This is a genomic window from Eikenella exigua, assembly GCF_008805035.1.
In the GTDB taxonomy this organism is placed as follows: Bacteria; Pseudomonadota; Gammaproteobacteria; order Burkholderiales; family Neisseriaceae; genus Eikenella; species Eikenella exigua.
The window spans coordinates 1,347,387-1,371,298 of record NZ_CP038018.1; the positions used below are offsets into that span (position 1 = coordinate 1,347,387).

A 23,912-nucleotide genomic window follows, 5' to 3' on the forward strand; every position below is an offset into this window, starting at 1 on the left:
CAGCCGCACTCCAAAATCAAAGGCTACCTGAAAACCCGCTTCCAACGAAGCCACACCAACCCTTCCGTGCCTCCGCGCACCTGCTCGCTGCCTGGCTCAGGCAGCCTGATACAGAAAGACCAACATCATGAAACCCACCATCGCCCTAGTCGGCCGCCCCAATGTGGGCAAATCCACCCTGTTCAACCGCCTCACGCGCACCAAAGACGCGCTGGTGCACGACCTGCCCGGCCTCACGCGCGACCGCCACTACGGCCACGGCAAAGTGGGCAGCAAACCCTATCTCGTGGTAGATACCGGCGGCTTCGAGCCCGTGGTAGATAGCGGCATTTTGCACGAAATGGCCAAGCAAACCCTGCAGGCCGTGGATGAAGCCGATGCCGTGATTTTCCTGGTGGACGCGCGCACCGGCCTCACGCCGCAAGACAAAATCATTGCCGACCACCTGCGCCAATCGCCACGCCCCGTATATCTGGCGGTAAACAAAGGCGAAGGCGGCGGCCGCGACGTGCTGGCTGCCGAATTCTACGAGCTGGCGCTCGGTGAGCCGCATGTAATCTCCGGCGCACACGGCGACGGTGTGTACTACCTGATGGAAGAAGTGCTGGAAAACTTCCCCGAAGCCGCAGAAGAAGACAGCGAAGTCAAACACCCCGTGTTTGCCGTGATCGGTCGGCCGAATGTGGGCAAATCCACGCTGGTGAACGCCATTTTGGGCGAAGAGCGCGTGATTGCCTTCGATATGGCCGGCACCACCCGCGACAGCATCCATATCGATTTCGAACGCGACGGCAAACCCTTCACCATCATCGACACCGCCGGCGTGCGCCGCCGCGGCAAAGTGGAAGAAGCAGTGGAAAAATTCTCCGTGATCAAAGCCATGCAGGCCGTGGAAACCTCCAATGTGGCCGTATTGGTGCTGGACGCGCAGCAAGACATTGCCGACCAAGACGCGACCATCGCCGGCTTCGCGCTGGAGGCCGGGCGGGCGCTGGTGGTGGCGGTAAACAAATGGGACGGCATTTCCGAAGAGCGGCGCAACACGATTAAAAAAGACATCGAACGCAAGCTGCACTTCCTCGATTTCGCCAAATTTCACTTCATTTCCGCCCTGAAAGAGCGCGGCATCGACGGCCTGTTTGCCAGCATCCAATCGGCCTACGACGCGGCATTCATCAAAATGCCCACGCCCAAAATCACCCGCGTGCTGCAATCGGCCATCGAACGCCAGCAGCCCGCCCGCGCCGGCCTGGTGCGCCCGAAAATGCGCTACGCCCACCAAGGCGGCATGAACCCGCCTGTGATCGTGATTCACGGCAACTCGCTGCAGCACGTGGCCGACAGCTACACCCGCTACCTCACGCAAACCTTCCGCAAAGCCTTCAACCTGCAAGGCACGCCGCTGCGCATCCAATACAATATTTCCGACAACCCCTACGAAGACACAGCGGAAAAAACCAAAAACAAACCCCTGCGCCGCACCATCTTGAGCAACCGCATCGCCAAACGCGATGAAAAAGCCCGCAGCAAAGCCAAAACCAAAAAACGCCAAGTGAGCGTGAAAAAACGGCAAGGCCAATCTTAAAATTAAAAGGCTACCTGAAAACTTTCAGGTAGCCTCACCTAGAAACCAAACATTATGCCTACCCCGCAAAACATCATCGTCGGCCTGTCCGGCGGCGTCGATTCCTCCGTAACCGCCCACCTGCTCAAGCAGCAGGGGCACCAAGTGCGCGGCGTGTTCATGCAAAACTGGGAAGACGACGACAACGACGAATACTGCAGCATCAAGCAGGATTCCTTCGATGCCATCGCCGTGGCCGACATCATCGGCATCGACATCGACATCGTTAATTTCGCCGCCCAATACAAAGACAAAGTATTTGCCTACTTCCTGCAGGAATACCAAGCCGGCCGCACCCCAAACCCCGACGTGCTGTGCAACGCCGAAATCAAATTCAAATGCTTTTTGGATTACGCCATCGAGCAAGGCGCCGAAGCCATCGCCACCGGCCACTACGCCCGTAAAGAAGTGCGCGGCGGCAAACATTATCTGCTCAAAGGCCTGGATGCCAACAAAGACCAAAGCTACTTCCTCTACCGCCTCCAGCCCCATCAGCTCGAGCGCGCCCTCTTCCCGCTAGGCCACTTGGAAAAACCCGAAGTGCGCCGCATCGCCGCCGAAGCCGGCCTGCCCACCGCCGCCAAAAAAGACAGCACCGGCATCTGCTTCATCGGTGAACGCCCCTTCCGCGAATTTCTGCAAAAATACCTGCCCACTCGCGAAGGCGATATGGTGACACCCGAAGGCAAAGTCGTGGGCAAGCACGTCGGCCTGATGTTCTACACCCTCGGCCAGCGCAAAGGCTTGGGCATCGGCGGCGCAGGCGAGCCGTGGTTTGTGGCCGACAAAGATTTGGCCGCCAACCGCTTAATCGTGGTGCAAGGCCACCAACACCCGCTGTTATTTTCAGGTAGCCTCACCATGAGCCAATTAAGCTGGACGCTGCCTGAAAACCCTGGCGAAGCACACGGCAGCCGCCCACCCGAAGGCCGCTATACCTGCAAAACCCGCTACCGCATGGCCGATGCCCCCTGCCAACTGCGCTATTTGGGCGATGATTCCGCCGAGCTGGTATTCGACACACCGCAATGGGCGGTTACCCCCGGCCAATCCGCCGTGCTGTATGATGGCGAAGTTTGTCTGGGTGGCGGCATTATCGACCAAGCCGACGCAGACGTTTAATTCATTCAAATCAAACAAAGCCCAGCAACACAAACCTTAAAGGCTACCTGAAAGCGCAACACAGCAAAGTTTCTGCAAAGCTGAATTTTCAGGTAGCCCCTATCAGGAGACCAAATTGGAAAAAATCTGGCTGCAAAGCTATCAGGAAGGTGTACGCCCCGAAATCGACGTGCGCCGCTACAGCTCAATCTGCGAAGTATTCCACGAAACCGCCTACCTCTATGGCAAGCGCTCCGGCTTCACCAACTTCGGCAAGGTGCAAACCTATGCCCAAACTGCGCGCCTAGCCGAGCAGTTCGCCTCCTATCTGCAAAACGTACTCAAGCTGGAAAAAGGCAGCCGCGTGGCCGTGATGCTGCCCAACCTACTGCAATACCCCGTGGCTGTATTCGGCATTTTGCAGGCCGGCGGCATCGTGGTGAACGTGAATCCGCTCTACACCCCGCGCGAATTGCAACACCAGCTGAAAGACAGCGGCGCCACCACCATTCTGGTGCTGGAAAACTTCGCCCATACGCTGGCCGAAGTGGTGGCCGAAACCGATGTAAAACACATCATCCTCGCCTCTGTGGGCGATTTGCTCGGCTTCTTCAAAGGCGGCCTGATGAATCTGATTGTGCGCCATGTGAAAAAAATGGTGCCGCCCTACGATCTGCCCCACTTCGTGCGCTTCAACCACGCACTCAAGCAAGGCGCGGCGCACACCTTCCATCCCGTGCCGGTTACGCTCGAAGACACCGCCTTTCTGCAATACACCGGCGGCACCACCGGCATATCCAAAGGTGCCGTCCTCTCGCACGGCAATATCTGCGCCAATATGCTGCAAGCCGAAGAATGGATTCAATCCAACCTCACCGTCGAGGGCGAATTGGTGGTAACCGCGCTGCCGATGTACCACGTGTTCGCGCTCACGGTAAACCTGATGATCTTCACCCGCATAGGTGCGCAAAACCTGCTCATCACCAACCCGCGTGATATTAAATTTTTCATCAAAGAGCTCAAAAAATATCGCGTGAGCGTGCTGCCAGCCGTAAATACTCTGTTCAACGCCCTGCTCCACCACCCCGATTTCCAAAGCGTGGATTTCTCCAGCTGGAAACTGTGCCTAGGCGGCGGCATGGCGGTGCAAGAAAACGTGGCCGAACAATGGAAAGCGCTCACCGGCCAACCGATTGTGGAAGTGTATGGCCTCACCGAAGCCAGTCCCGGCGTATGCGCCAACCCGCTGAACATCAGCGACTACAATGGCACCGTAGGCCTGCCCATCTCCAACACCGAGGTAGAAATCCGTGACAGTGAAGGAAACGAAGTGCCACTGGGCGAAATCGGTGAATTGTATATTAAAGGCCCGCAAATCATGCAGAGCTACTGGCAACACCCTGAAGAAACCGCCGCTGTGCTGGACGAGCGTGGCTTCCTCGCTACCGGCGATATAGTGAAAATGAACGAACAAGGCTTCATCAAACTAGTGGATCGCAAAAAAGACATGATTGTGGTATCCGGCTTCAATGTGTATCCAAACGAAGTGGAAGAAGTGGTGGCGAAACACCCGATGGTGCTGGAAGCCGCCTGTATCGGCGTGCCCAGCAACAAAACCGGCGAAGCCCTGCGGCTTTTCGTGGTGAAAAAAGACCCGGCGCTCACCCGCGAAGAAATCATCGCCTTCTGCCGCACCCAGCTCACCGCTTATAAAGTGCCAAAAGACATTCAGTTCCGCGACGAGCTGCCTAAATCCAACGTGGGCAAAATCCTGCGCCGCGAGCTGCGGGAAGAGAAACAGTAGTTGGCAGCAAGGCAAAAAATGGGCAGCTCGGTCTACACCAGCTGCCTATTTTTTGTAAACCACAGTAAAGCAAAATTAAGCTTCAACAATTCCTCTCAGCATACCAAAGGCTAGTTGAAACCACCACCTCGTTTTCCAGGTAGCCTTCCCTATAGCTGAAACAATTATTTTTGCATACAAGGCGGTGAGCTGAAGACAGTACAGGAGTATGGAGAAGCGAACCAACGCAGCATGAAGAAATAATTGCTTTAAATATACAGAAATATTATAAAAATAAACCACTAAAATAAGGTAAAGGAAAACGCTTCTATTCTGCTATTTCAGCAACACCATTCCATGTAGTAGAATCAATTCCTGTTTTGTTTACTATCTGCCAATAAAGTCTATGTCTGCTGCTGCCCCACAAACCATCAAAACCATCCGCTGGCCGTCGAAAGAAGCTGCGCCGCAAGCCTTTCCCGAAAGGCAGGCGTTGATGCCGATTTGGGGCGGCGTGCCCGTGCCGATGCCGCAATGGCAGAAACTGTGGCAAAGCCAAATCGCCCATTCGCTCAATGAAGACGGCCTGGCCTACCTCCACATCCCCTTCTGTGCCAACCACTGCGTGTTCTGCGGTTTCTACCGTAACGCCTGGAAAGAAGAGCATGGCGGCGCGTATGTGGACAAAGTGATTGATGAGCTGGCCGCTGAAGCCGAACAGCGCAGCGGCAGCGGCAAAATCCAAGCCGTGTATTTCGGCGGTGGCACGCCCACCGCGCTCGACACGCCCGACCTAGTTCGCCTCATCCGCGCCTGCTACCAATACCTGCCGCTGGCCGACGACTGCGAATTCACCCTTGAAGGCCGCATGAGCCATTTCGGGCTCGACAAAGCCCGCGCCGCCGTTGAAGCCGGCGTGAACCGCATTTCCATCGGCATTCAAACCTTCAACACCGCCATCCGCCGCCGCCTCGGCCGCAAACACAGCGGCGAAGAAGCCTATGGCTACCTGAAAGAACTGTGCGGCCTCGATGCTGTGATTGTGGCCGACCTGATTTTCGGCCTGCCCGGCCAAACCGACGAAATCTGGGCGCACGACATCGAACGCGCCGCCGGCCTGCCCCTGTCGGGCCTCGACACATACGCCTTCAACTGCTACCCCTTCCTGCCCATCAACCGCATGATTGAAAAAGGCGCATTCCCGCCGCTGTTCGGTTTTGATGTGCAATCCCAACACTACGCCTACGCCGTGCGCGAACTGGCGCGGCTCGGCTGGCAGCAAGTGAGCAACAACCATTTCGCCTATCCCGGCCGCGGCGAGCGCAACCGCTACAACACCCTCGTCAAATCCAATATGCCCTGCCTCGCCTTCGGTTCCGGCGCAGGCGGCAACTTCGGCGGCTTCAGCTACCAAGTGCAGAGCGACCTCAAAGGCTACCTGAAAGCCCCGCCGGGCCAAAAAGCCCTCTCCTTCATGAGCCGCCACGGCCGACACAAAACCCTGCTCGGCCAAGTGCAGCACGACATCGAACTCGGCCGCATCGACACCACCCTGTTTGCCGACAACGCCGAAGCGCAAACCCTACTGCGCCAATGGCAGCAAGCCCAGCTCTTAACCATCCACGAGAACGGCCAGGCCATTCTCAACACCAGCGGCCGCTACTGGTCGCCCACCCTCACCCGTAAACTGATGATGTCCCTCCCACCTGATGAAAAGGAAAGCACTATGCAAAAACTCTCCAGCGAACAACAAACCGTATTGCGCAACTCACTGGCCGAAAAACCTGGCCAAATCCTCGAAATGCTTGCCGGCCAGCACCAATGCAGCTTTGAAGACGTGATCAACTGCCTACCTGCACAGCTCATCAAGAAAACCGAAGGCAACCGCTTTGTCGAAATCATGCAAGCCCTTGCCGGCTGGGACGAAGCCGTTACCTTCATCGCCCACACCCCCGACGTGATTGCCGAAGTAACCGGGAAAATCCCCAACGGTAAAGTCGGCCGCGGCTTCTACAACTTCGAACATGCCGAAGAAGGCGGCATCCACGGCCACATTTATTATGAAAACTGCGCCGCCATCTACCTGATCGAACGCCCCTTCATGGGCAAAGACACCGTGTCGCTCAACTTCGTGAACCGCAACGGCGGCGCCATGTTCAAAATCTTCGTCGGTCGCGACGAAGCCGGCGAACTCAAACAAAACCAAATCCAAGCCATGCGCGCCCTGTTCGCCTAAATCCGCACCCAGCGCTTAAAGGTTACCTGAAAGCAGCCTGCACCCCAAAAACCAAAGTGCAGGCTGCCTGAAACATCAAAAGCAGCCTGCACTTTTAACGAATATGGCTTCGGAGCACACCAGCGACGGAAAAATAACCACCCAATCCCCTCTCCCGCGGGAGAGGGTTAGGGAGAGGGCAAAACCGCGCAACACAGCAACCGCCCAATCCCAAACATATGTATACCAAACACCGCCATACCCAACCGTTACAGGCTACCTGAAACCCAAAATGCAGCCTGCACATTTAACAGATATGGCTTCGGAATACACCGACGACCGCAAAACAACCACCCCCACGCAACCGCCACCCAATCCTCCCACCTGCGGAAAAGGGTTAGGAAAAGGGCAAGCCGCGAACACCGCAACCGCCCCATCCCAAGCGTATGCCAAACACCGTCAGGCAAACCCGTTTCAGGCTACCTGAAACCCAAAAAGCAGCCTGCACATTTAACGAATAACTTCGGAATACACCAGCAGCAGAAAAATAACCCCCCAATCCCCTCTCCCGTGGGAGAGTGTTAGGGAGAGGGCAAAACCGCGCAACCGACCCCCCGTTTAAAACCGAACCCCGAAACACCACTTAAAGGCTACCTGAAACCCTAAAAGCAGCCTGCACCCATTCACCCCCAAACAGGAGCACCCCATGCTGATGATATTCGGCGCCAACGGCCCCAGCGGCCGCCAACTCATCCAACGGCTTCCCAACCCCCAAGCTGCTGTAGCCGCATTAAGACTACCTGAAACCGATGACTTCTTCGCCCGACACCACATCCCCACCACCGTTGCCGACGCACTCGATGCAGACGCCATCGCCCGCGCCGTGCAACAATTCCGGCCAGACACCGTCGTCAGCTTCATCGGCGGCAAAAACGAACAAGGCATCCGCAGCGACGCCACCGGCAACCTACACATCATCCGCGCCCTCGAACAGCACGCCCCCCAAGCCCGCCTCATCCTCGTTACCAGCATGGGCTGTGGCGAACAATACGCGCTGATGAGTGACATGTTCAAACAAGCCCTGGGCGAAGCCGTGGCCGCCAAAACCGAAGCCGAAAACGCCCTGCGCCAAAGCCCCCTCGCCTGGACCATCCTGCGCCCCTGCGGGCTCGCCGACGGCGACGACACCACCTATCAGCTGCACGAACAGCTCCCCGCCATCCCCTGCCAATACATGACCCGCACCGCCCTCGCCGCCGCCGTGCGCCAAATCATCGACGAAGACGGGCATGAGGGCAAAGCGTATTCAGTGACTTCTGGGGAAGCCGCTTAAACCATCCAGCCAAAACCAACGGGCAAACTGCTTCCAAATAGCAGTTTGCCCGTTATTTCAGGCTACCTGAAAAATATTCAGCCGAGCAAAAGAAGCTTGGCTTTTTCAGGTAGCCTCATCTTGCAACAGCAGCCGTGCAATCCTCTCGTCTGCCGGCCAAGTCAGTTTCAAATTGCGGCTGTCGCCCCGCACCAGCAGGGGTTGCAAACCCAGCTGTTCAATGGCGGAGGCCTCGTCGGTAATCTCCGCCAGATTGGCGGCAGCCAGCGCCCGTTGCAGCAACTCGGCGGGAAAAAGCTGCGGGGTTTGTGCCTGCCACAAACCGCTTCGGCTCACCGTTTCGGCAATGTGATTTTCGCCGTTGCCACGTTTGAGGGTATCAGCCACGGGCAAAGCCAAAATGCCGCCAACCGGATGCTGCCCTGCTTCTTGCAACAGCCGCCGCAAGGCTTCAGCAGGCAGGCAGCAGCGGGCGGCATCGTGCACCAGCACTTTATCGTCCGGCCGCATCACGCCGTGTTTCAGCAGCGAATTCAGCCCGTTAAACACACTTTCAGCACGGCTCTCGCCGCCGCAGTACAGCGTTCGCAGTTTGGCAGCCAAGTCTTCAGGTAGCCCCACTTCCTGTTCAAACCACGCATCATCCCGCACCAACACTACAGCTACCTGAACAATCTGCGGCTCAGCCAGTAGGCGGCGCAGGGAGTGCTCCAGCACGGTACGGCCGGCTATCTGCACATATTGTTTCGGCAGGGTGGCACCGAAGCGGCTGCCCACGCCGGCCGCGGGCACGAGGGCGAAATAGCGGCTCATGGCGTTTTCCGCCAGATGCTGCCGCCTTCGGCTTTTTTGTCCAACTCGTCCAGATAGGCTTCATGTGCAGCGCTTTCCTCGGCATTGGCAGCCAGCACTTTCAGTTGTGCCGGGCGTTCGGTAGGCGCGATCACCACGGCAGGCGCATCGGCTTCGGCACTTTCTTCTTCGGTAAACTGGTCGGCCAAGCTGAATTGCGAGCGGGTCATGCCCAGATACACTTCGCTCAACAGTTCGCAGTCGATTAATGCACCGTGGAATACGCGTTTGCTACGGTCTACCTCGAGGCGGGTGCACAATGCGTCCAGCGAGTTTTTCTGGCCAGGATACATGGTACGCGCCATCACCAGCGTATCCACCACACTAGCGGTTAATTCTTGTACGGATGGTAGGCCAGCGCGGCGGAATTCGGCATTGAGAAAGCCCACATCGAAGGGAGCATTGTGGATAACCAGCTCGGCACCGGAAATGAAATCGGCAATCTGTTGCCCGATTTCGGCAAACTTGGGTTTGCCTTCGAGCTTATCCAGCGTAATGCCGTGCACTTTGACGGCTTCTTCAGGAATGTCGCGCTCGGGGTGGACGTATAAATGCAGATAGTTGCCGGTAAGTCGGCGGTCGATCATTTCCAGGCCGGCAAATTCGATGAGGCGATCGTCGCGATCATAATAAAAACCGGTGGTTTCTGTATCAAGAATGATTTGGCGCAAATGTTTCATCGGAGTATAGCTTTAATAATGTTGGCAAATGGGAAGCATCTTAACTCATAGCGGACTAACTTTAAATCAAGGCAAGGCAGCGAGCCGCAGATAGTACACACATGCAGTAAGGCAAGCCAACACGTACTAGTTTGTTAGACTGCAGCAAAGACTGCTTGGCCGGCAATGCGGCAATACTTCGAATTAGCTTATCTGACAGTAAAAATGATTCGTAGGATTAACAAATTATTACACGATATCTACATTAATAGTAATAATTATCATTTGATGATATAGCCGTTCTTCGGTATAATACATACACGTTCAGTAAAGTAAGACGGTTCTATCTTGTGCTGAACTGCTAAATTTCAGCATTTCGCTCTGTTACGAGATGTTCAGTTTTGGTAGTGGTTTGTGTTCCTTTTTGCGCCCCGCTTTTGCCGGGGCAATTTTTTATGTGCGGCATAGGTATATGTAAATAGCTAAAACATATTTTTATACAAGGCTGCAAGCCACAGACAGTACGAGTAGTTACGACAAGGCGAGCCTATGCAGTAGGAAGAAATAAGCGCTTTAGCCATATTCAAATCATATTAAAAATGAAACATTATTCACGATGATACGGATGATTATGCAGAATCGACACCGCCCGATACAGCTGTTCGGTGAGCAACACGCGCACCATGCCGTGCGGCAGGGTGAGGCTAGAGAGGCGCAGCATCAGGCCGGCTTGTTGTTTGATGCGCTTGGTGAGCCCGTCTGCCCCGCCGATTACCATGCAAACATGCCGCCCGTTCTGCTGCCATTTTTTCAGGTAGCCTGCCAGCTCCTGCGAAGTGGGCGCAACACCACGCTCGTCTAAAACCACCAAAAACGCATCGGCCGGCATAGCTTCCAAGATGCGCTTTTCTTCCGCCGCCATGCCCTGCGCCGTATTCACGCCCGCACCGCGCTTTTCCGGCTTGATTTCTTTCAGGGTGTATTTGATGTCGCGGCCGAAGCGTTTGGCATATTCCTTCACAGCTTCGTCCACCCAACCGGGCATTTTGTTGCCCACGGCCAATATGGTGATGTTCATGGTTTGCCTCGCTCCCGCCCTGCCCTAGCAGGGTGGTTTTGTCTTTTCAATAACATTATTTTACAATATGGCAGGCCGACTGATTCGGTTGGCCCGCAACGCTATTATTTTAAAACATTCAGCCAGCATCATTTAAACCAAATACACAGGCTACCTGAAAAACCAAAACAGCTTTTCAGGTAGTCCCAACACGCCATGCGCCTACTGCCCAAATTCTCCCTGCCCGAACCCCTGCGCCACTCGCGTACGCTGGCGTTTGCCCGTTTCCTCTATACGCGTTTTTATGAAGTGAACATTCCGCAGGTGTCGTCAAGCCTCACATTTACCACACTGCTGGCCCTGGTGCCGCTGTTTACCGTGGTCGTGGTGGTGGTATCTGCCTTTCCCGTGTTTGCTGATTTTTCCGCTCAGTTTCACCGCTTGGTGTCGGAAATCATGATGCCGGCAGGCGTGGCGGCGGTGAGCGACTACATTTTCCAATTCCGCGACCACGCCAGCCGCCTTACCGCCATCGGTATCGCCATGATGATCATCACTTCGCTGATGCTGGTGCACACCATCGAGCGCACATTCAACCAAATTTGGCGGGTGAAACGCCCGCGCAGCATCGTTACCCGCGTGCTGGTATATTGGGCGCTACTCAGCCTAGGGCCGCTTTTGGTAGGCGTGGGCATGTCGCTGTGGGGCGTGGTGTGGCGGCGCACCCTGTTTTATCTGCACTATCCGCTGCTCGCCTCGTTGCTGCAATTCACGGTTGCCCTCACCGCCACCTGGAGCATGCTCTGCCTGCTCTACAAGCTCGTGCCCGCCCGCTATGTGCCCCTCCGCCACGCCCTGATCAGCGCCGCGCTGGCGGCGGTGTCTATTGAATTGTTGCGGCGCGGGTTCGGCGTGTATGTGGCCAACTTCAACAACTATCAGTTAGTGTACGGCACCTTTGCCGCCGTGCCGATGTTTCTGCTGTGGCTCAACTTAAACTGGATTGTCATCCTCAGCGGCGCGCTCCTGGCCGCCTCACTTTCCTATTGGGAGGGCGACGCTTTCCGCCGCCAAGGCTGCCACGGCACGCGGTTTCACGATGCCTTAGGCATCCTCACCCTGCTCGCCCAAGCGCAAAGCCAAGGAAAAAGCCTGAAAACTCAACAGTTCCGACGCCACATCCAGCTGGGCTACGACGAGCTTGGCGATCTGTTGGAACAACTCGCCCGACGCGGTTACATTGCACAAAACCTACGCAACGGCTGGATGCTGAAAACCAGCCCCGAAGCCATCCGCGTGACCGACTTGTTCCAGCTGTTCGTGTATGGCAGCCATAGCTACTCCAACGATTCCATCGGCCGCACCGTGCAGCAAATCATGACCCCCGCCATCACCGCCGCTGATATGACCATGGCCGAATTTATCCGGTGCAATCAGCAACAGAATAGTTAAAACATCGAGCGTTGATACGGTTTTCAGATAGCCTTACTTAAAGAAAAAGGCTACTTGAAGCTAAAATTCCCAACAAAGCCCAACCACCTGCCGCCCCTGTGTCGGTTTCCAGCCGCACCCTAGTTCAATAACAAGTAAAAAACCGCAAAACGCCACACGCCCCGCCCTGCCTATCCATTAAAATAGTGCAATTCCGATAGACCTGTTTGCTGCAACAGCATCCCGCCAAACCGTGTCCCTACCCGCCCTATTCTCCCGCCTGCCCCACCGTGCCCGCATTGTCCTTGTTGCGGCCGCCGTGCTGCTTGGCGTGTTCATTCTGATTGCCATCATCGCTGCTACCTCTGTTAAGCCGGAAGGCGCGATGCAGAGCAAACGCATCGTGGAAAAACTCACCACCGTGCGAGCCAAGGGCAAAACCCCGGCCACCGGCTACTGGAGTGACGAAGTCATCCAGCCAGGTGACTCCCTGCGCAACGTGTTGGAACGCTTCAACCTTTCTGCCCAGCAAATTCAGGACATCACCCAAGCCGCCGCCTCAGAAGGCAAACAGCCCCACCTACACCCCGACCAAACCGTCAGCCTCAGGCTCGATGCCCAGCGCCACCCCGTGCAGGTACAGTTTTTCAACGACGACGACAACGGCGAAACCCAACTGGTTGATTTAGCCTATGCCGGCAACCGCTGGCAGGCTAAAACCGACGACGTGAAAACCACCACCCTAGCCACGCTCAAATCCGTTATCATCCGCTCCAGCGGCACCACCGCCGGTGCCATGTCGCGTGCCGAAATCCCTGCCGAAGTCCGTGATTCCCTGCGCGAACTGTTCAGCAACCGGCTCGATCTCTACAAGCTCGAAGCCGGCAATACCGTGCGCATTCTTTATCAGGTAAACTACTTTCACGGCCAGCAGATTTCCATGGGCGATATCCTCGCCGTGGAAATAAGCCACCAAGGCAAGCTCTACCGTGCCTATTACTTCGGCGAAGACGACAACGGCCGCTACTACGACGAACACGGCCAGCCACTGAAAAAAGGCTTCGAAACCCAACCCGTGCCCGGCAGCCGCATCAGCTCACCCTTCGGCGTGCGCGTCCACCCGATATTGGGCTATTTGCGCATGCACACCGGCATTGACTACGCCGCCCCCACCGGCACACCGATTCACGCCCCCTCAGACGGCATCGTGGAATTCCGCGGCCCCAAAGGCGGCTATGGCAACACCGTGATCCTGCGCCACAGCGACAGTATGCAAACGCTCTACGGGCACATGAGCGCATTTTCCGCCAATGCTGCCCCCGGCCAGCGCGTGCGCGCCGGCGACATCATCGGCTTTATCGGCACTACCGGCCGCAGCACCGGACCGCACCTACACTACGAAGTACGCCTCAACGGCGTGCCGGTAAACCCCGCCGGCGTCGCCCTACCCGCCAAACGACTCACCACCGCCGAGCTGGCTGAATTCCGCCGCCAGCAGCAAACCATGGAACAAAAACTCGCCCAACTGCGCGGCATCGGCAAAACTGTCGCCCAACTCGATTAACGGCCGGTTGATTTAACTATAAGAAACCGGTTTTTCAGGTAGCCCCAAAGCAGCGATCTTATGGCAATATATTGTCTGATTGCGGTGGCAAGAAAAGGTTACCTGAAAACCTCAGCTTCACCACATAAAACCAATAAACAAGTTTCGCCAAGAAACTGCCGCGTCAAACAGCACACCAAACAGCATTCCCGCTAAAGCGGCACAGCGGCACTATGCCGCAGCAGCCTGCAGTAAACAAGAGCAGAAGCCCGAAGGCTACCTGAAACCAAACCGCCCAGACCAATACCGTGAAGCGCATAATCCTCTTTCTCCTCACCAATATGGCCGTACTCCTGGCTGCCCGCCTGCTGTTCGGGTTGCTCGGCCTCAATCCACAAGATATCTCCGGCCTGCTGCTGCTCTCCGCCATCACCGGCTTTTCCGGCTCGTTGATTGCCCTCATCATGTCGAAAAGCAGCGCCAAGCAGGCCGTGGGCGCCCACGTTATCCGCCAGCCGCGCAACGAAACCGAAGATTGGCTCGTGCGCGTGGTGGAAGTCCAGGCCAAACAATGGAACCTGCAAACCCCCGAAATTGCCATTTATGAGTCGCCTGAGCCCAACGCCTTCGCCACCGGCGCCAGCCGCAACAGCTCACTGGTTGCCGTCAGCACCGGCCTCTTGCAAATCATGAACCGTGACGAGGTGGAAGCCGTGCTCGCACACGAAATGGCACACGTCGGCAACGGCGATATGGTTACGCTCACCCTGGTTCAAGGCGTGGTGAACACCTTTGTACTGTTTTTCTCTCAAATCATCGCCTCCATTATTGCCTCCTCCCTGCGTCAAAACCGGCAGCACGATGGCGGCAGCAGCACCATCCAAACCGTAGTCAGCATGGTGTTCCAAGTGATCTTCGGCTGGCTGGCTGGCATCATCGTGATGTGGTTCAGCCGCCAGCGCGAATATCGTGCCGATGCCGGAGCTGCCAAACTGGTGGGGGCGCCCAAAATGATCTGTGCCCTGCAACGGCTCAAAGGCAGCCACAGCAGCCTGCCGCCCCAAATGGCCGCCATGGGCATCAACGACAGCACCCTGCGTTCTCTGTTCAGCACCCACCCCACCCTCGACGACCGCATCGCCCGCCTGCAACGGCTAAACTATTAAATCGATTTGGTAAGCGGATTCTGCCAGTCCAAATAGCAAAAGGCTACCTGAAATAACCGCAAGTGGTTTTCAGGTAGCCTTCTAATAGAAAAACATATCTAAACTATGTACTTCTACGGAAAACTCAGCAGCCTCCCCGGCCTTGTCTACCTCCCCGATATGCAAGACAGGGAATCGGAAACACCAACCCCAGACACCTGCCCGAATTCATCTCTGCCTACGAAACCGGCAGTTTTTCATGCCAAGAACAGCACGCCCTGATGGGGCTCATCCTTGACTCATTCAATATCTACCTAGCTGTAGAAGCCAACCACGATCCGGCAATCGAACATACCATTTCCGCCCTGATGGGGCAGCAATGGCAGAATTCCCATCCGCTCGTACACCATTGTCACTACTCGACGAAGACTCGGACGACGAATTCCACATCACCCCTACCATGCAGAAACTTTGGACACAGCATTTCAACTAGTCATAGCTTGGATACTTGTGTCCGATATAATGCTTAACTCAAGGCTACCTGAAACCTGGAAACAGCAGGTAAAACAAAATATCGATATCGCAATCCAACCACACCCACTAACACACACCCATCAGCAACAATGTGAATATAGATTAGTACGCAGCGAGCTCAAACCCACACTACCCGCTGTCTTTTAAAACATGCTTCAACTGTACCCCTATTCCTTATTCAACACCCTGCCCTCTCCCGCAACAAAAAGGCTACCTGAACTTTTCAGGTAGCCTTTTATTCAATCACACTGTTTCATGCTTAGCGGGTTGGATCGATATTGCTGCGGAAGTCATATTGATGGTGGTCGTATTCATACGGGCCTTGCGGGTCATTGGGTGCATGGCGATACTGATGACCCATGTCATCCAAATCGTGGCCAGGCTCAGTGGCTAAATCGCCCACTGATACGTTTACCCTAGATTCCAGCACAATGGCAGAAGAAACGTGTCCGCCCACGTTATACACCATGGCCAAACCAATTTCTTCAGCAGGGATGCTCACGTATTTCACAGTCGGGCTCGGATTGATATCGGTGCGCACTTGGCGGCTCTGACGGTACAGGCTCACCACAGTACCTTTATCCAAACCATCAGCCGAACCTTTGTTCAGGATAACAGTGCTGAAGCGACCAGCTTCGCTGATGCCGTCCAACACATCCACGATGCGGGCACGCACCTGGTTTTCGGGCTCGTGGGGCATCATATTGAAAGCGTTTTCTTCGCCGTTATAACGCAGCAGGTAATCGCCTTGGCGGATTTCAGCCACTTGCTCACGAATCTGCAATGCCTGTGCGGTTTCGGTCGGCACTTTCACCAAAGGGTGTAGGCGGGTGTAGTATTGGTTGTCAGGCAGGGCTTGGCGGTCGCGCTCGGAACGCTCGGCCAAGGCGGTGCTGGTTACCGGCAAGGTAGCCAGTTTACCACTAAAGGTTACCAGCTGACCGATAAATTTGCCTGTTTCGGGATCACGAATATCTTTAATCGGGCGGTAAACTAGGTATTCACCTGATTCGGTAACGCCGTAGGCATAAATGCGGTCGCCCAGAGAATACATGGTTTTGCCTTCCGGGCCGGCGATGATGCGCGGTGCATCTTGGGTGGTGCGGCGGGCAATCACCTGCGGGTGTTTCATGAACATACGGTAGTAGTTCAGATTGAGGGTGGAGATGCCGTAGCCAGAAGAAGTTTCGCGCACACGCGGCTGCAGTTTAACGGTGGGAATACCACCGGCGTTATCCACACGCAGGCGCGGCTGTCCGTTGACATAGTGCAACACCAGCACTTGACCTGGATAAATCAGATGAGGGTTGCGGATGGTGCGGCGGTTGGCGCCCCACAGCTGCGGCCATTTCCACGGACGGTAAAGGTATCTGCCGGAAATGCCCCACAAGGTGTCGCCAGTACGCACGGTATAGCGTGCGGGGGCGTTGGGGCGTACGCGCAGGGGCGCGGCCTCGGCGGGCAGAACAGAAACAGTCAAGCCAATGGCGCAAAGCAAGGTTATAATATGTTTTCTCATGAGAGAGCTTCCCTATTAGGATTAACGAACCTGATAACGCTTTATTTACGTTGTTGTTGATGAAATTAACGGAATCATAGAACATTTTAGGTATCTTGCGCCAGTATTCAGGCGAAAAAACCGTTACAACTGCAATAAGAACGTATCTATCTATGCACACTTAAGAGAGAAATCAAATGGCTTTACTAAATATTTTGCGCTATCCCGACCCCCGCCTAAACCTGGTGGCCAAACCGGTAAAACAAGTGGACGAACGCATCAAAAAACTGGTGACTGACATGGCCGACACCATGTACGAAGCAAAGGGCATCGGCCTAGCCGCCACACAGGTGGACGTGCACGAGCGTGTGGTGGTGATGGACTTGTCCGAAAGCCGCGACCAGCTGCAAGTGCTGATTAACCCTGTAATTTTGGAGCGCAACGGCGAAACCGTGTATGAAGAAGGCTGCCTCTCGGTGCCGGGTGTATACGACAAAGTAACCCGTGCCGAAAGCATCGTGGCCGAAGCGCTGGATGCCGAAGGCAAGCCCTACACTATTCGTGCCGACGGCCTACAAGCCATCTGCATCCAACACGAAGTCGACCATCTCGACGGCAAAGTTTTCGTGCAATATCTGTCGCGCCTGAAGCAGGAACGCATCAAAACCAAAATGAAGAAACTCGACAAACACACGCTCTAACCCGAGCAAGAGGCTACCTGAAACCATGATTCGCAAAGTCATTTTTGCCGGCACCCCCGATTTCGCCGCCGCCGCCCTGCGTGCTATTGCCGAGGCCGGCTTCGACATCCCGCTGGTGCTCACCCAGCCAGACCGCCCCAAAGGGCGCGGTATGAAGCTGCAAGCTTCGTCCGTGAAAGAAACCGCGCTCGAACTCGGTTTTCAGGTAGCCCAACCCGAAAGCCTGAAAAGCGAATCTGCACAAGAAATGCTGTGCGCCGTGGAAGCCGACGTCATGGTGGTGGCCGCCTACGGTCTGTTACTGCCGCAAGCCGTGCTCGACATTCCGCACCACGGTTGCCTCAACATCCATGCTTCGCTGTTGCCGCGCTGGCGCGGTGCCGCACCCATCCAGCGCGCTATTGAAGCAGGCGATAGCGAAACTGGCATCTGCATCATGCAAATGGACGCCGGGCTTGACACCGGTGCCGTTATCAGCCGCCATCCCTGCCCGATTCTCCCCGGCGACAACGCCCAAACCCTGCACGACAAACTGGCCGAAATCGGTGCGCGCGCCATTGTTGCTGATTTGCAACACTATTCTCAACGCAACGCCCAGCCCCAGCCTGAACACGGTATCACTTACGCCCACAAATTAAGCAAAGCCGATGCCCAAATCGATTGGACGCAGCCCGCCGAAGCCATCGAACGCCGCATCCGCGCCTTCAACCCTGTGCCCGGCGCCTGGTGCGACTACCACGGCAAACCGCTGAAAATCTGGGCTGCACAAGCCTGCTCGGCCAATGGCGTGGCCGGCAGCGTGTTACAAGCCGACAAAAACGGTATTCAGGTAGCCTGCGGCAGTGGCTCATTGTTGATTCAAACCCTTCAGCCCGCCGGCAGCGCCCGCATGGAAGCCGCCGCCTTTCTGGTCGGCCACCCCGTCGCCGCCGGCAGCCAATTCGGAGCGGAACACACATGAGCCTGGCCAACATACAAACCCTCGCCGCCCACAGCGTGGCTGCCGTTGAAGCCGGGCGCAATCTGTCCGACGTACTGGCCGAAATCTGGCGCGACCACCCACAGCTCTCCACCCAAGAACGCGGCGCGCTGCAAGATATTGCCTACGGCTGCCAACGTTTTTCAGGTAGCCTGCGCGCCCTGCTCGGCCTGATGCTGAACAAACCCCTGCCCCGTGCCGACATCCGCAGCCTGATATTGGCCGCCCTCTACCAGCTCGCCTACAGCCGCAACGCCGCCCATGCCGTGGTAAACGAAGCCGTGCGCGCTGCCGGCAAAATCGGCAAAGGCCAATACAAAGCGGTCACTAACGCCCTGCTCCGCCGTTTCCTACGCGAGCGCGACAGCCTGATGCAGCAGGCGCAGCAAAGCCCGGAAGGCCGCTACAACCTGCCCGACTGGTGGCTCGAACGGCTGCAGCGAGACTACCCCGAACACTGGCTGCAAATCACCGAAGCCTTCAATAACCATCCGCCGATGACCCTGCGCATCAACCGCCGGCACACCGATGCGGAAGGCTACCTGAAAATCCTGGCCGAACACGGTATGCAGGCCGAAATCCTCAGCAGCCACGCTGTGATGCTGGCTACGCCCGTGCCCGTGTCCGCTTTGCCGCTGTTTGCCGAAGGCGCCGTATCCGTGCAGGATTGGGGCGCACAACAGGCCGCCGCTTGGCTCAACGTGCAAAACGGCGAACGCGTACTCGATGCCTGTGCCGCGCCCGGCGGCAAAAGCGGCCACCTGCTCGAATGGGCAGACTGCAAGCTTACCGCCATCGACATCGACCCCGCCCGCCTGCAACAAGTACGCGACAACCTCAACCGCCTCGGCCTGAGCGCCGAGCTGCACGCAGCCGACGCACGGCAATGGGCTTCGTGTTATGATGGCTCTTTGTTCGACGCAGTATTGGCCGACGTGCCCTGCACCGCTTCAGGCGTTGCCCGCCGCCATCCAGACATCAAATGGCTGCGCCGGCCGCAGGATGCTAAGAGCACGGCTGCCCAGCAAACCGATCTGCTCGATGCCCTGTGGCGCACGCTCAAACCCGGCGGCAGGATGCTCCTGTCCACCTGCTCGCTGTTTGCCGAAGAAAACGGCAGCCAGCTGCAAGCCTTTTTGCAACGCCACCCCGACGCCGCCTGTACCCGCAGCGAAACCCTATTACCCAACCCGCACCAAGATGGCTTCTATTACGCGCTTATCCACAAAACTGCTTAGCCTGCTCGCCTGCTGCCTGCTGGCTTTTGTAGCCGTGGGCGTGCGGGCAGAAGGCATCAACGTTACCCGTTCCAGCGCCACGCTTACCACCGACGGCCGCCTGTCGGTAAACAGCCGCTTCCAAACCGAGCTGCCCGGCCAGCTTCAGGTAGCCCTCAAACAAGGCGTGCCGCTTAATTTCCAACTCAGCTACCGCTTGCAATCGCCCACCCTGGCCGCCTACCGCTGGCGGCTCGGTCAACTAGTCGGTTCGGCGCAAACCATCAACTACAAACTCGCCTACCACCCGCTCACCGACCGCTACCGCGTCAGCGTCGGTTCGTTTTCCACCGAATACGGCACCCTGCCCACCGCGCTAAAAGCCGTCGGCGCGGTAGCCAACTGGCAAGTGCTCGACAAAGGCACACTCGCCGACACCGCCCCCGCCGACGTGGCTGCCGACATCCGCTTAAGCCTGAGCATCAGCGATTTACCGCGCCCCTTCCAAATCAACGGCGAAACCTCGAAGAGCTGGCAGCTCGATTCCGGCTGGCGCAAACTGCTCATCAGCCAGCAATAAAGGGAAACCATGCGCCGTCTGCTCACCTTCATCGCTGTTTTGGGCATGCTCGCCCTGTATGTGCTGGCGCTCGCCACCGGTCATGCCAGCAAGCTGGCGCAGTATTTTTGGTGGATTCTCACCTTCAGTGCCGCTCTCTTAGGCATCCTACTCACCATCCTCATCTCCCAACTGTGGAAACTCTGGCTCGACCGGCGCAGGCGGGTGTTCGGCTCGCAGACCGCTATTCGCCTAGCCAAAATGTTTATGTTGGTGGCCATCCTGCCCGGCCTGTTCTTATTCGGCGTGTCGGCCCAGTTTATTTCCCACAGCATCGACTCCTGGTTTGGCAACGAAACCGAAGAAGCGCTGGAGCGCAGTCTGAGCCTGAGCAAATCCGCACTGGATTTGGCACTGGACACCTCAGTGCGCAAAGCTGCCACTGTTCAGGTAGCCTTAATCGGCGAAATGTCGCTGCAGCAAGACGCGCGGCAGGTTCTGAGCCAGCTTTCTGCCAATAGCGGCTTTGACCAGCTCGCACTCTACGACAGCAAAACCTTGAACCCCGCTGCCGAATACCGCAAGCCCGATGCCGACAAACTGCCGCCACCCGAACTCACACACGATATCCTCGAACAAGTGAAAATCACCGGCAGCGCACGCAGCGTAGCCAACGTCGGCCACACACTCTACGCCCAAGGCTGGCTCGCCCTGCCCGAGCTACACGGCCAAAACTATATTTTGTTCTTCCGCCAACCGGTGCAGAAACAAGTAGCCAACGACGTAACCCTGATTGAAGCCGCCCGCGCCCGCTACGCAGAAATCAGCTATGCCAAACAAGGTCTGCAAACCTTCTTCCTGTTCACCCTCTTGATGGCCACCCTGCTGGCCATTCTGCTCGCGCTGGTAATTGCCCTATTTTTCGCCCAACGCTTCACCGCGCCGATTCTCTCCTTGGCTGCCGGTGCACGCTCCGTGGCACAGGGCGATTATTCGCATCAACTGGCCATATACCGCAACGACGAGCTCGGCCGCCTCACCACCCTATTCAACCACATGACCGCCGAGCTCAACGCTTCCCATATCCGCCAGGAAGCCGCCCGCCACTATCTCGAATGCGTGCTCTCCAGCCTGACCAGCGGCGTGGTTACGCTCGACGACCAAGGCTACCTGAAAGCCTGCAACAGCAGCGCCGGACAAATCCTAATGCTCGACTTGGCCGCCTGCCGGGAAAGTAGCGTGCACGAATGGCACAAGCTCGGCGTGGCCGAGGCGCTGGCCGCCCAAGTGCTGCTTGCCATCCTCCCCACCATCGACAGCGACAAACCCGTGCAGCTCACCTATGCCGCACCCGACGAATCCCGTATCCTGCTGGGCAAGGCCACCCGTCTGCCCGAAGACAACGGCGCCGGCACTGTATTGGTGTTCGACGATGTAACCACACTGGTGCAGGCGCAGAAAGAAGCCGCCTGGGGCGAAGTGGCCCAGCGCTTGGCACACGAAATCCGCAACCCGCTCACCCCCATCCAGCTTTCCGCCGAGCGCCTGGCCTGGAAGCTCGACGGCAAGCTGGACGACAAAGACGCCGCCATGCTTGAGCGCGCCACCAACACCATCGTCAACCAGGTAGCTGCCATGAAAGACATGGTTGAAGCATTCCGCAACTACGCCAAAGCACCGAAACTCAAACTGGAACGTATCGATTTAAACGTTCTGGCTGCCGAGCTTTTGGTGCTGTATGAGAGCTCAAATTGTACATTTGAAGCGGATTTCAGTAATATAGAAACCGTGGTCGAAGCCGATGCCGGTGCCATGCGCCAAGTGTTACACAATATTTTGAAAAACGGCGCCGAAGCCGCTGCTGCAGACGAACAGCCGAAAGTGTTCATCCAAACGGCGGTGCAAGATGATAAAGTGCTGCTAAACATTTGCAATAACGGCAAAAGTTTCAGCGAAGACATGCTTCTCCACGCCTTTAATCCTTATGTTACCGACAAACCCGGCGGCACCGGTTTGGGCTTGCCGGTGGTAAAAAAAATTATTGAAGAGCACAAAGGCCGCATATCGCTGGCCAACCGCCCAGAAGGCGGGGCTTGTGTGAAAATTACTTTACCCCTACTGGTGGAAAACGATGCGCAGCAGTGATATTTTGATTGTAGATGATGAAGTGGGCATCCGCGATTTGCTGTCGGAAATCCTGCAAGACGAAGGCTATTCGGTTACTCTGGCCGAAAATGCCGAAGAAGCCCGCCAACTTCGAAACCAGACCCGCCCCACCATGGTGTTGCTGGACATTTGGATGCCCGATTGCGACGGCATTACTCTGCTCAAAGAGTGGGCCAAATCTGGTCAGCTCAACATGCCTGTGGTGATGATGAGCGGCCACGCCAGCATCGATACTGCCGTGGAGGCCACCAAAATCGGCGCGCTGGATTTCTTGGAAAAACCCATCGCCCTACAAAAGCTTTTGGCTGCCGTAGAACGTGCCTTCAAACACAGCGCTATGCAGGCTTCTTCCACCATGTCGCTGGATAAACTCGGCACCAGCGAAGCTGTTAAACAGCTCAACCAGCAGCTCGAACGTGCTGCCCGCACCCAAGCCCCCGTGCTACTCTCCGGCGAGCCAGGTTCACCGTTCGAGTTGGTGGCACACTACTTCCAAACCGGCAATGCCCCCTGGGTGGAGCTCGGCAAAATCGAACAAATCAGCAGCAGCCCCATCGAATTGCTGCAAAAAGCCGGCAACGGTGTGCTCTATCTAGGTGACATCGCCCAATACGGCAAAAGCATCCAGCAAGGCATCCTCTTCCTCTTGGGTAAGGCCGACCGCTACAACGTGCGCATCGTCTGCGCCTGCAGCCAGCCTGTGCAAGAGCTGATTACCAGCCCAGACTTCGACTCCCGCCTGCTCAACAGCCTCTCGGCCATCATGGTCAGCATCCCACCATTGCGCAACCAGCCCGAAGACATTGTTTTCTTGGTGGAGCAGCTGATTCAAGAGTTTTCCGAAAGCCGCAAAACCGCCGTTAAATTCAACACTGCTGCCCTGAACGCCCTGCGCCAATACGACTGGCCGGGCAACTTCGAGCAGCTGCGCAGTGTGGTGAAAAGCATTGTGCTCACCGCCGAGAGCAAAGAAATCTGTTTGGAAAATGTGCAGGCCGTGCTCAGCCAGTTCACGCTCAACCAACCCTCCGAATTGGTGGGCGGCTTCAACTTCGACCTGCCCCTACGCGAATTGCGCGAAGACTTGGAACGCCGCTATTTCGAATACCATATTGCCCAGGAAGGGCATAACATGAGCAAAGTAGCGCAGAAAGTCGGCCTCGAGCGCACCCACCTGTACCGCAAGCTCAAACAGCTCGGTATCCAATTCTCCCGCCGAGGCAGTAACGACAGCAAATAGCTCCACCCAATCAGGCTATCTGAAAATCCAGCCAATGGTTTTCAGGTAGCCTGTAGTACTATTTTAGTATCTGCCCTATTTGCAGCATCTAACAACAAGCTACCTGAAATTAGCTTCATCGAAGTTAAAACGAGGTCTCCGAAGGAGGCAAGTTTCTGCGGAGCTAAAACCACGCACCCCACATTTAAAACATAACAAAAATTAGCAAAAGCCTCGATACAACAAAACAGTTAGCTATTTTAAAGACTACCTGAAACCAACCCGGCCCACGAAAA

General features: G+C 56.3%; 18 protein-coding genes. 14 read left to right on the forward strand and 4 right to left on the reverse strand.

Annotated elements, in window-relative coordinates; all coding sequences use genetic code 11:
- Positions 1-127: 127 nt before the first annotated feature.
- The 5 genes from der to EZJ17_RS07055 all read left to right on the forward strand — a co-directional run bounded on the left by der (position 128) and on the right by EZJ17_RS07055 (position 8,056).
- Positions 128-1,585: a ribosome biogenesis GTPase Der gene (gene der, locus EZJ17_RS07035; RefSeq protein WP_067441295.1), complete on the forward strand. Its 1,458-nt coding sequence runs from the start codon at positions 128-130 to the stop codon at positions 1,583-1,585.
- Between the two features lie 54 nt (positions 1,586-1,639).
- Positions 1,640-2,746, forward strand: a complete 1,107-nt coding sequence (gene mnmA / locus EZJ17_RS07040) for a tRNA 2-thiouridine(34) synthase MnmA (RefSeq protein ID WP_067441298.1) — start codon at positions 1,640-1,642, stop codon at positions 2,744-2,746.
- A 115-nt stretch (positions 2,747-2,861) separates the two neighbouring features.
- The gene (locus EZJ17_RS07045; protein ID WP_067441301.1) at positions 2,862-4,529 is read left to right on the forward strand and encodes an AMP-binding protein; all 1,668 of its coding nucleotides are present in this window, start codon (positions 2,862-2,864) and stop codon (positions 4,527-4,529) included.
- A gap of 385 nt (positions 4,530-4,914) precedes the next feature.
- Positions 4,915-6,744 (forward strand): heme anaerobic degradation radical SAM methyltransferase ChuW/HutW, encoded by a 1,830-nt coding sequence (gene hutW, locus EZJ17_RS07050; protein ID WP_067441303.1) that lies wholly within the window; start codon positions 4,915-4,917, stop codon positions 6,742-6,744.
- A gap of 685 nt (positions 6,745-7,429) precedes the next feature.
- Positions 7,430-8,056, forward strand: a complete 627-nt coding sequence (locus EZJ17_RS07055; protein ID WP_067444028.1) for an NAD(P)-dependent oxidoreductase — start codon at positions 7,430-7,432, stop codon at positions 8,054-8,056.
- Between the two features lie 105 nt (positions 8,057-8,161).
- Here the strand turns inward: EZJ17_RS07055 and ispD are convergent, their stop codons facing one another.
- From ispD to rlmH, 3 genes are all read right to left on the reverse strand, one after another.
- Positions 8,162-8,869: a 2-C-methyl-D-erythritol 4-phosphate cytidylyltransferase gene (gene ispD / locus EZJ17_RS07060; RefSeq protein ID WP_067441307.1), complete on the reverse strand. Its 708-nt coding sequence runs from the start codon at positions 8,867-8,869 to the stop codon at positions 8,162-8,164.
- Positions 8,866-9,588, reverse strand: coding sequence for a DNA polymerase III subunit epsilon (gene dnaQ, locus EZJ17_RS07065; protein ID WP_067441309.1), 723 nt, complete (start codon positions 9,586-9,588; stop codon positions 8,866-8,868). Before dnaQ ends, ispD begins: the two co-directional genes overlap by 4 nt.
- Positions 9,589-10,174: 586 nt before the next feature.
- Complete coding sequence (gene rlmH, locus EZJ17_RS07070) at positions 10,175-10,645, reverse strand: 23S rRNA (pseudouridine(1915)-N(3))-methyltransferase RlmH (protein ID WP_067441311.1); 471 nt, start codon at positions 10,643-10,645, stop codon at positions 10,175-10,177.
- Between the two features lie 195 nt (positions 10,646-10,840).
- On the opposite strand from rlmH, the gene EZJ17_RS07075 reads away from it, so the two are divergent.
- From EZJ17_RS07075 to htpX, 3 genes are all read left to right on the forward strand, one after another.
- Positions 10,841-12,076 (forward strand): YihY family inner membrane protein, encoded by a 1,236-nt coding sequence (locus EZJ17_RS07075; protein WP_067441313.1) that lies wholly within the window; start codon positions 10,841-10,843, stop codon positions 12,074-12,076.
- A gap of 232 nt (positions 12,077-12,308) precedes the next feature.
- Positions 12,309-13,619: a M23 family metallopeptidase gene (locus EZJ17_RS07080; RefSeq protein WP_082886524.1), complete on the forward strand. Its 1,311-nt coding sequence runs from the start codon at positions 12,309-12,311 to the stop codon at positions 13,617-13,619.
- 287 nt (positions 13,620-13,906) lie between these two features.
- Positions 13,907-14,764, forward strand: coding sequence for a protease HtpX (gene htpX / locus EZJ17_RS07085; protein ID WP_067441318.1), 858 nt, complete (start codon positions 13,907-13,909; stop codon positions 14,762-14,764).
- 772 nt (positions 14,765-15,536) lie between these two features.
- Here htpX and EZJ17_RS07090 read toward each other — a convergent pair.
- Entirely contained in the window at positions 15,537-16,796 is a 1,260-nt protein-coding gene (locus EZJ17_RS07090; protein ID WP_067441321.1) for a LysM peptidoglycan-binding domain-containing protein, read from the reverse strand.
- A gap of 176 nt (positions 16,797-16,972) precedes the next feature.
- Here EZJ17_RS07090 and def point away from each other — a divergent pair, with 176 nt between their 5' ends.
- From def to EZJ17_RS07120, 6 genes are read left to right on the forward strand one after another with little or no spacing between them, the layout of a single operon-like run.
- Positions 16,973-17,476, forward strand: coding sequence for a peptide deformylase (def, locus tag EZJ17_RS07095; RefSeq protein WP_067441324.1), 504 nt, complete (start codon positions 16,973-16,975; stop codon positions 17,474-17,476).
- 25 nt (positions 17,477-17,501) lie between these two features.
- The gene (fmt, locus tag EZJ17_RS07100) at positions 17,502-18,437 is read left to right on the forward strand and encodes a methionyl-tRNA formyltransferase (protein ID WP_067441326.1); all 936 of its coding nucleotides are present in this window, start codon (positions 17,502-17,504) and stop codon (positions 18,435-18,437) included.
- Entirely contained in the window at positions 18,434-19,693 is a 1,260-nt protein-coding gene (rsmB, locus tag EZJ17_RS07105; protein WP_067441329.1) for a 16S rRNA (cytosine(967)-C(5))-methyltransferase RsmB, read from the forward strand. The genes fmt and rsmB overlap by 4 nt, the downstream gene beginning before the upstream one ends.
- Entirely contained in the window at positions 19,656-20,252 is a 597-nt protein-coding gene (locus EZJ17_RS07110; protein ID WP_067441330.1) for a DUF4390 domain-containing protein, read from the forward strand. Before rsmB ends, EZJ17_RS07110 begins: the two co-directional genes overlap by 38 nt.
- A gap of 9 nt (positions 20,253-20,261) precedes the next feature.
- Complete coding sequence (locus tag EZJ17_RS07115; RefSeq protein ID WP_067441332.1) at positions 20,262-22,376, forward strand: sensor histidine kinase; 2,115 nt, start codon at positions 20,262-20,264, stop codon at positions 22,374-22,376.
- A complete protein-coding gene (locus EZJ17_RS07120; protein ID WP_067441334.1) occupies positions 22,363-23,637 on the forward strand; it encodes a sigma-54-dependent transcriptional regulator in 1,275 nt (424 codons plus the stop codon). The genes EZJ17_RS07115 and EZJ17_RS07120 overlap by 14 nt, the downstream gene beginning before the upstream one ends.
- Positions 23,638-23,912 lie beyond the last annotated feature (275 nt).

What these genes read in the sequence shown, in the direction of transcription:
- EZJ17_RS07055 (WP_067444028.1), top strand. Translation starts at nt 7,430, where the DNA reads ATGCTGATGATATTCGGCGCCAACGGCCCCAGCGGCCGCCAACTCATC.
- EZJ17_RS07090 (WP_067441321.1), bottom strand. Translation starts at nt 16,796, where the DNA reads ATGAGAAAACATATTATAACCTTGCTTTGCGCCATTGGCTTGACTGTT.
- der (WP_067441295.1), top strand. Translation starts at nt 128, where the DNA reads ATGAAACCCACCATCGCCCTAGTCGGCCGCCCCAATGTGGGCAAATCC.
- rlmH (WP_067441311.1), bottom strand. Translation starts at nt 10,645, where the DNA reads ATGAACATCACCATATTGGCCGTGGGCAACAAAATGCCCGGTTGGGTG.
- def (WP_067441324.1), top strand. Translation starts at nt 16,973, where the DNA reads ATGGCTTTACTAAATATTTTGCGCTATCCCGACCCCCGCCTAAACCTG.
- mnmA (WP_067441298.1), top strand. Translation starts at nt 1,640, where the DNA reads ATGCCTACCCCGCAAAACATCATCGTCGGCCTGTCCGGCGGCGTCGAT.
- hutW (WP_067441303.1), top strand. Translation starts at nt 4,915, where the DNA reads ATGTCTGCTGCTGCCCCACAAACCATCAAAACCATCCGCTGGCCGTCG.
- dnaQ (WP_067441309.1), bottom strand. Translation starts at nt 9,588, where the DNA reads ATGAAACATTTGCGCCAAATCATTCTTGATACAGAAACCACCGGTTTT.
- rsmB (WP_067441329.1), top strand. Translation starts at nt 18,434, where the DNA reads ATGAGCCTGGCCAACATACAAACCCTCGCCGCCCACAGCGTGGCTGCC.
- ispD (WP_067441307.1), bottom strand. Translation starts at nt 8,869, where the DNA reads ATGAGCCGCTATTTCGCCCTCGTGCCCGCGGCCGGCGTGGGCAGCCGC.
- fmt (WP_067441326.1), top strand. Translation starts at nt 17,502, where the DNA reads ATGATTCGCAAAGTCATTTTTGCCGGCACCCCCGATTTCGCCGCCGCC.
- EZJ17_RS07120 (WP_067441334.1), top strand. Translation starts at nt 22,363, where the DNA reads ATGCGCAGCAGTGATATTTTGATTGTAGATGATGAAGTGGGCATCCGC.
- EZJ17_RS07075 (WP_067441313.1), top strand. Translation starts at nt 10,841, where the DNA reads ATGCGCCTACTGCCCAAATTCTCCCTGCCCGAACCCCTGCGCCACTCG.
- EZJ17_RS07110 (WP_067441330.1), top strand. Translation starts at nt 19,656, where the DNA reads ATGGCTTCTATTACGCGCTTATCCACAAAACTGCTTAGCCTGCTCGCC.
- EZJ17_RS07115 (WP_067441332.1), top strand. Translation starts at nt 20,262, where the DNA reads ATGCGCCGTCTGCTCACCTTCATCGCTGTTTTGGGCATGCTCGCCCTG.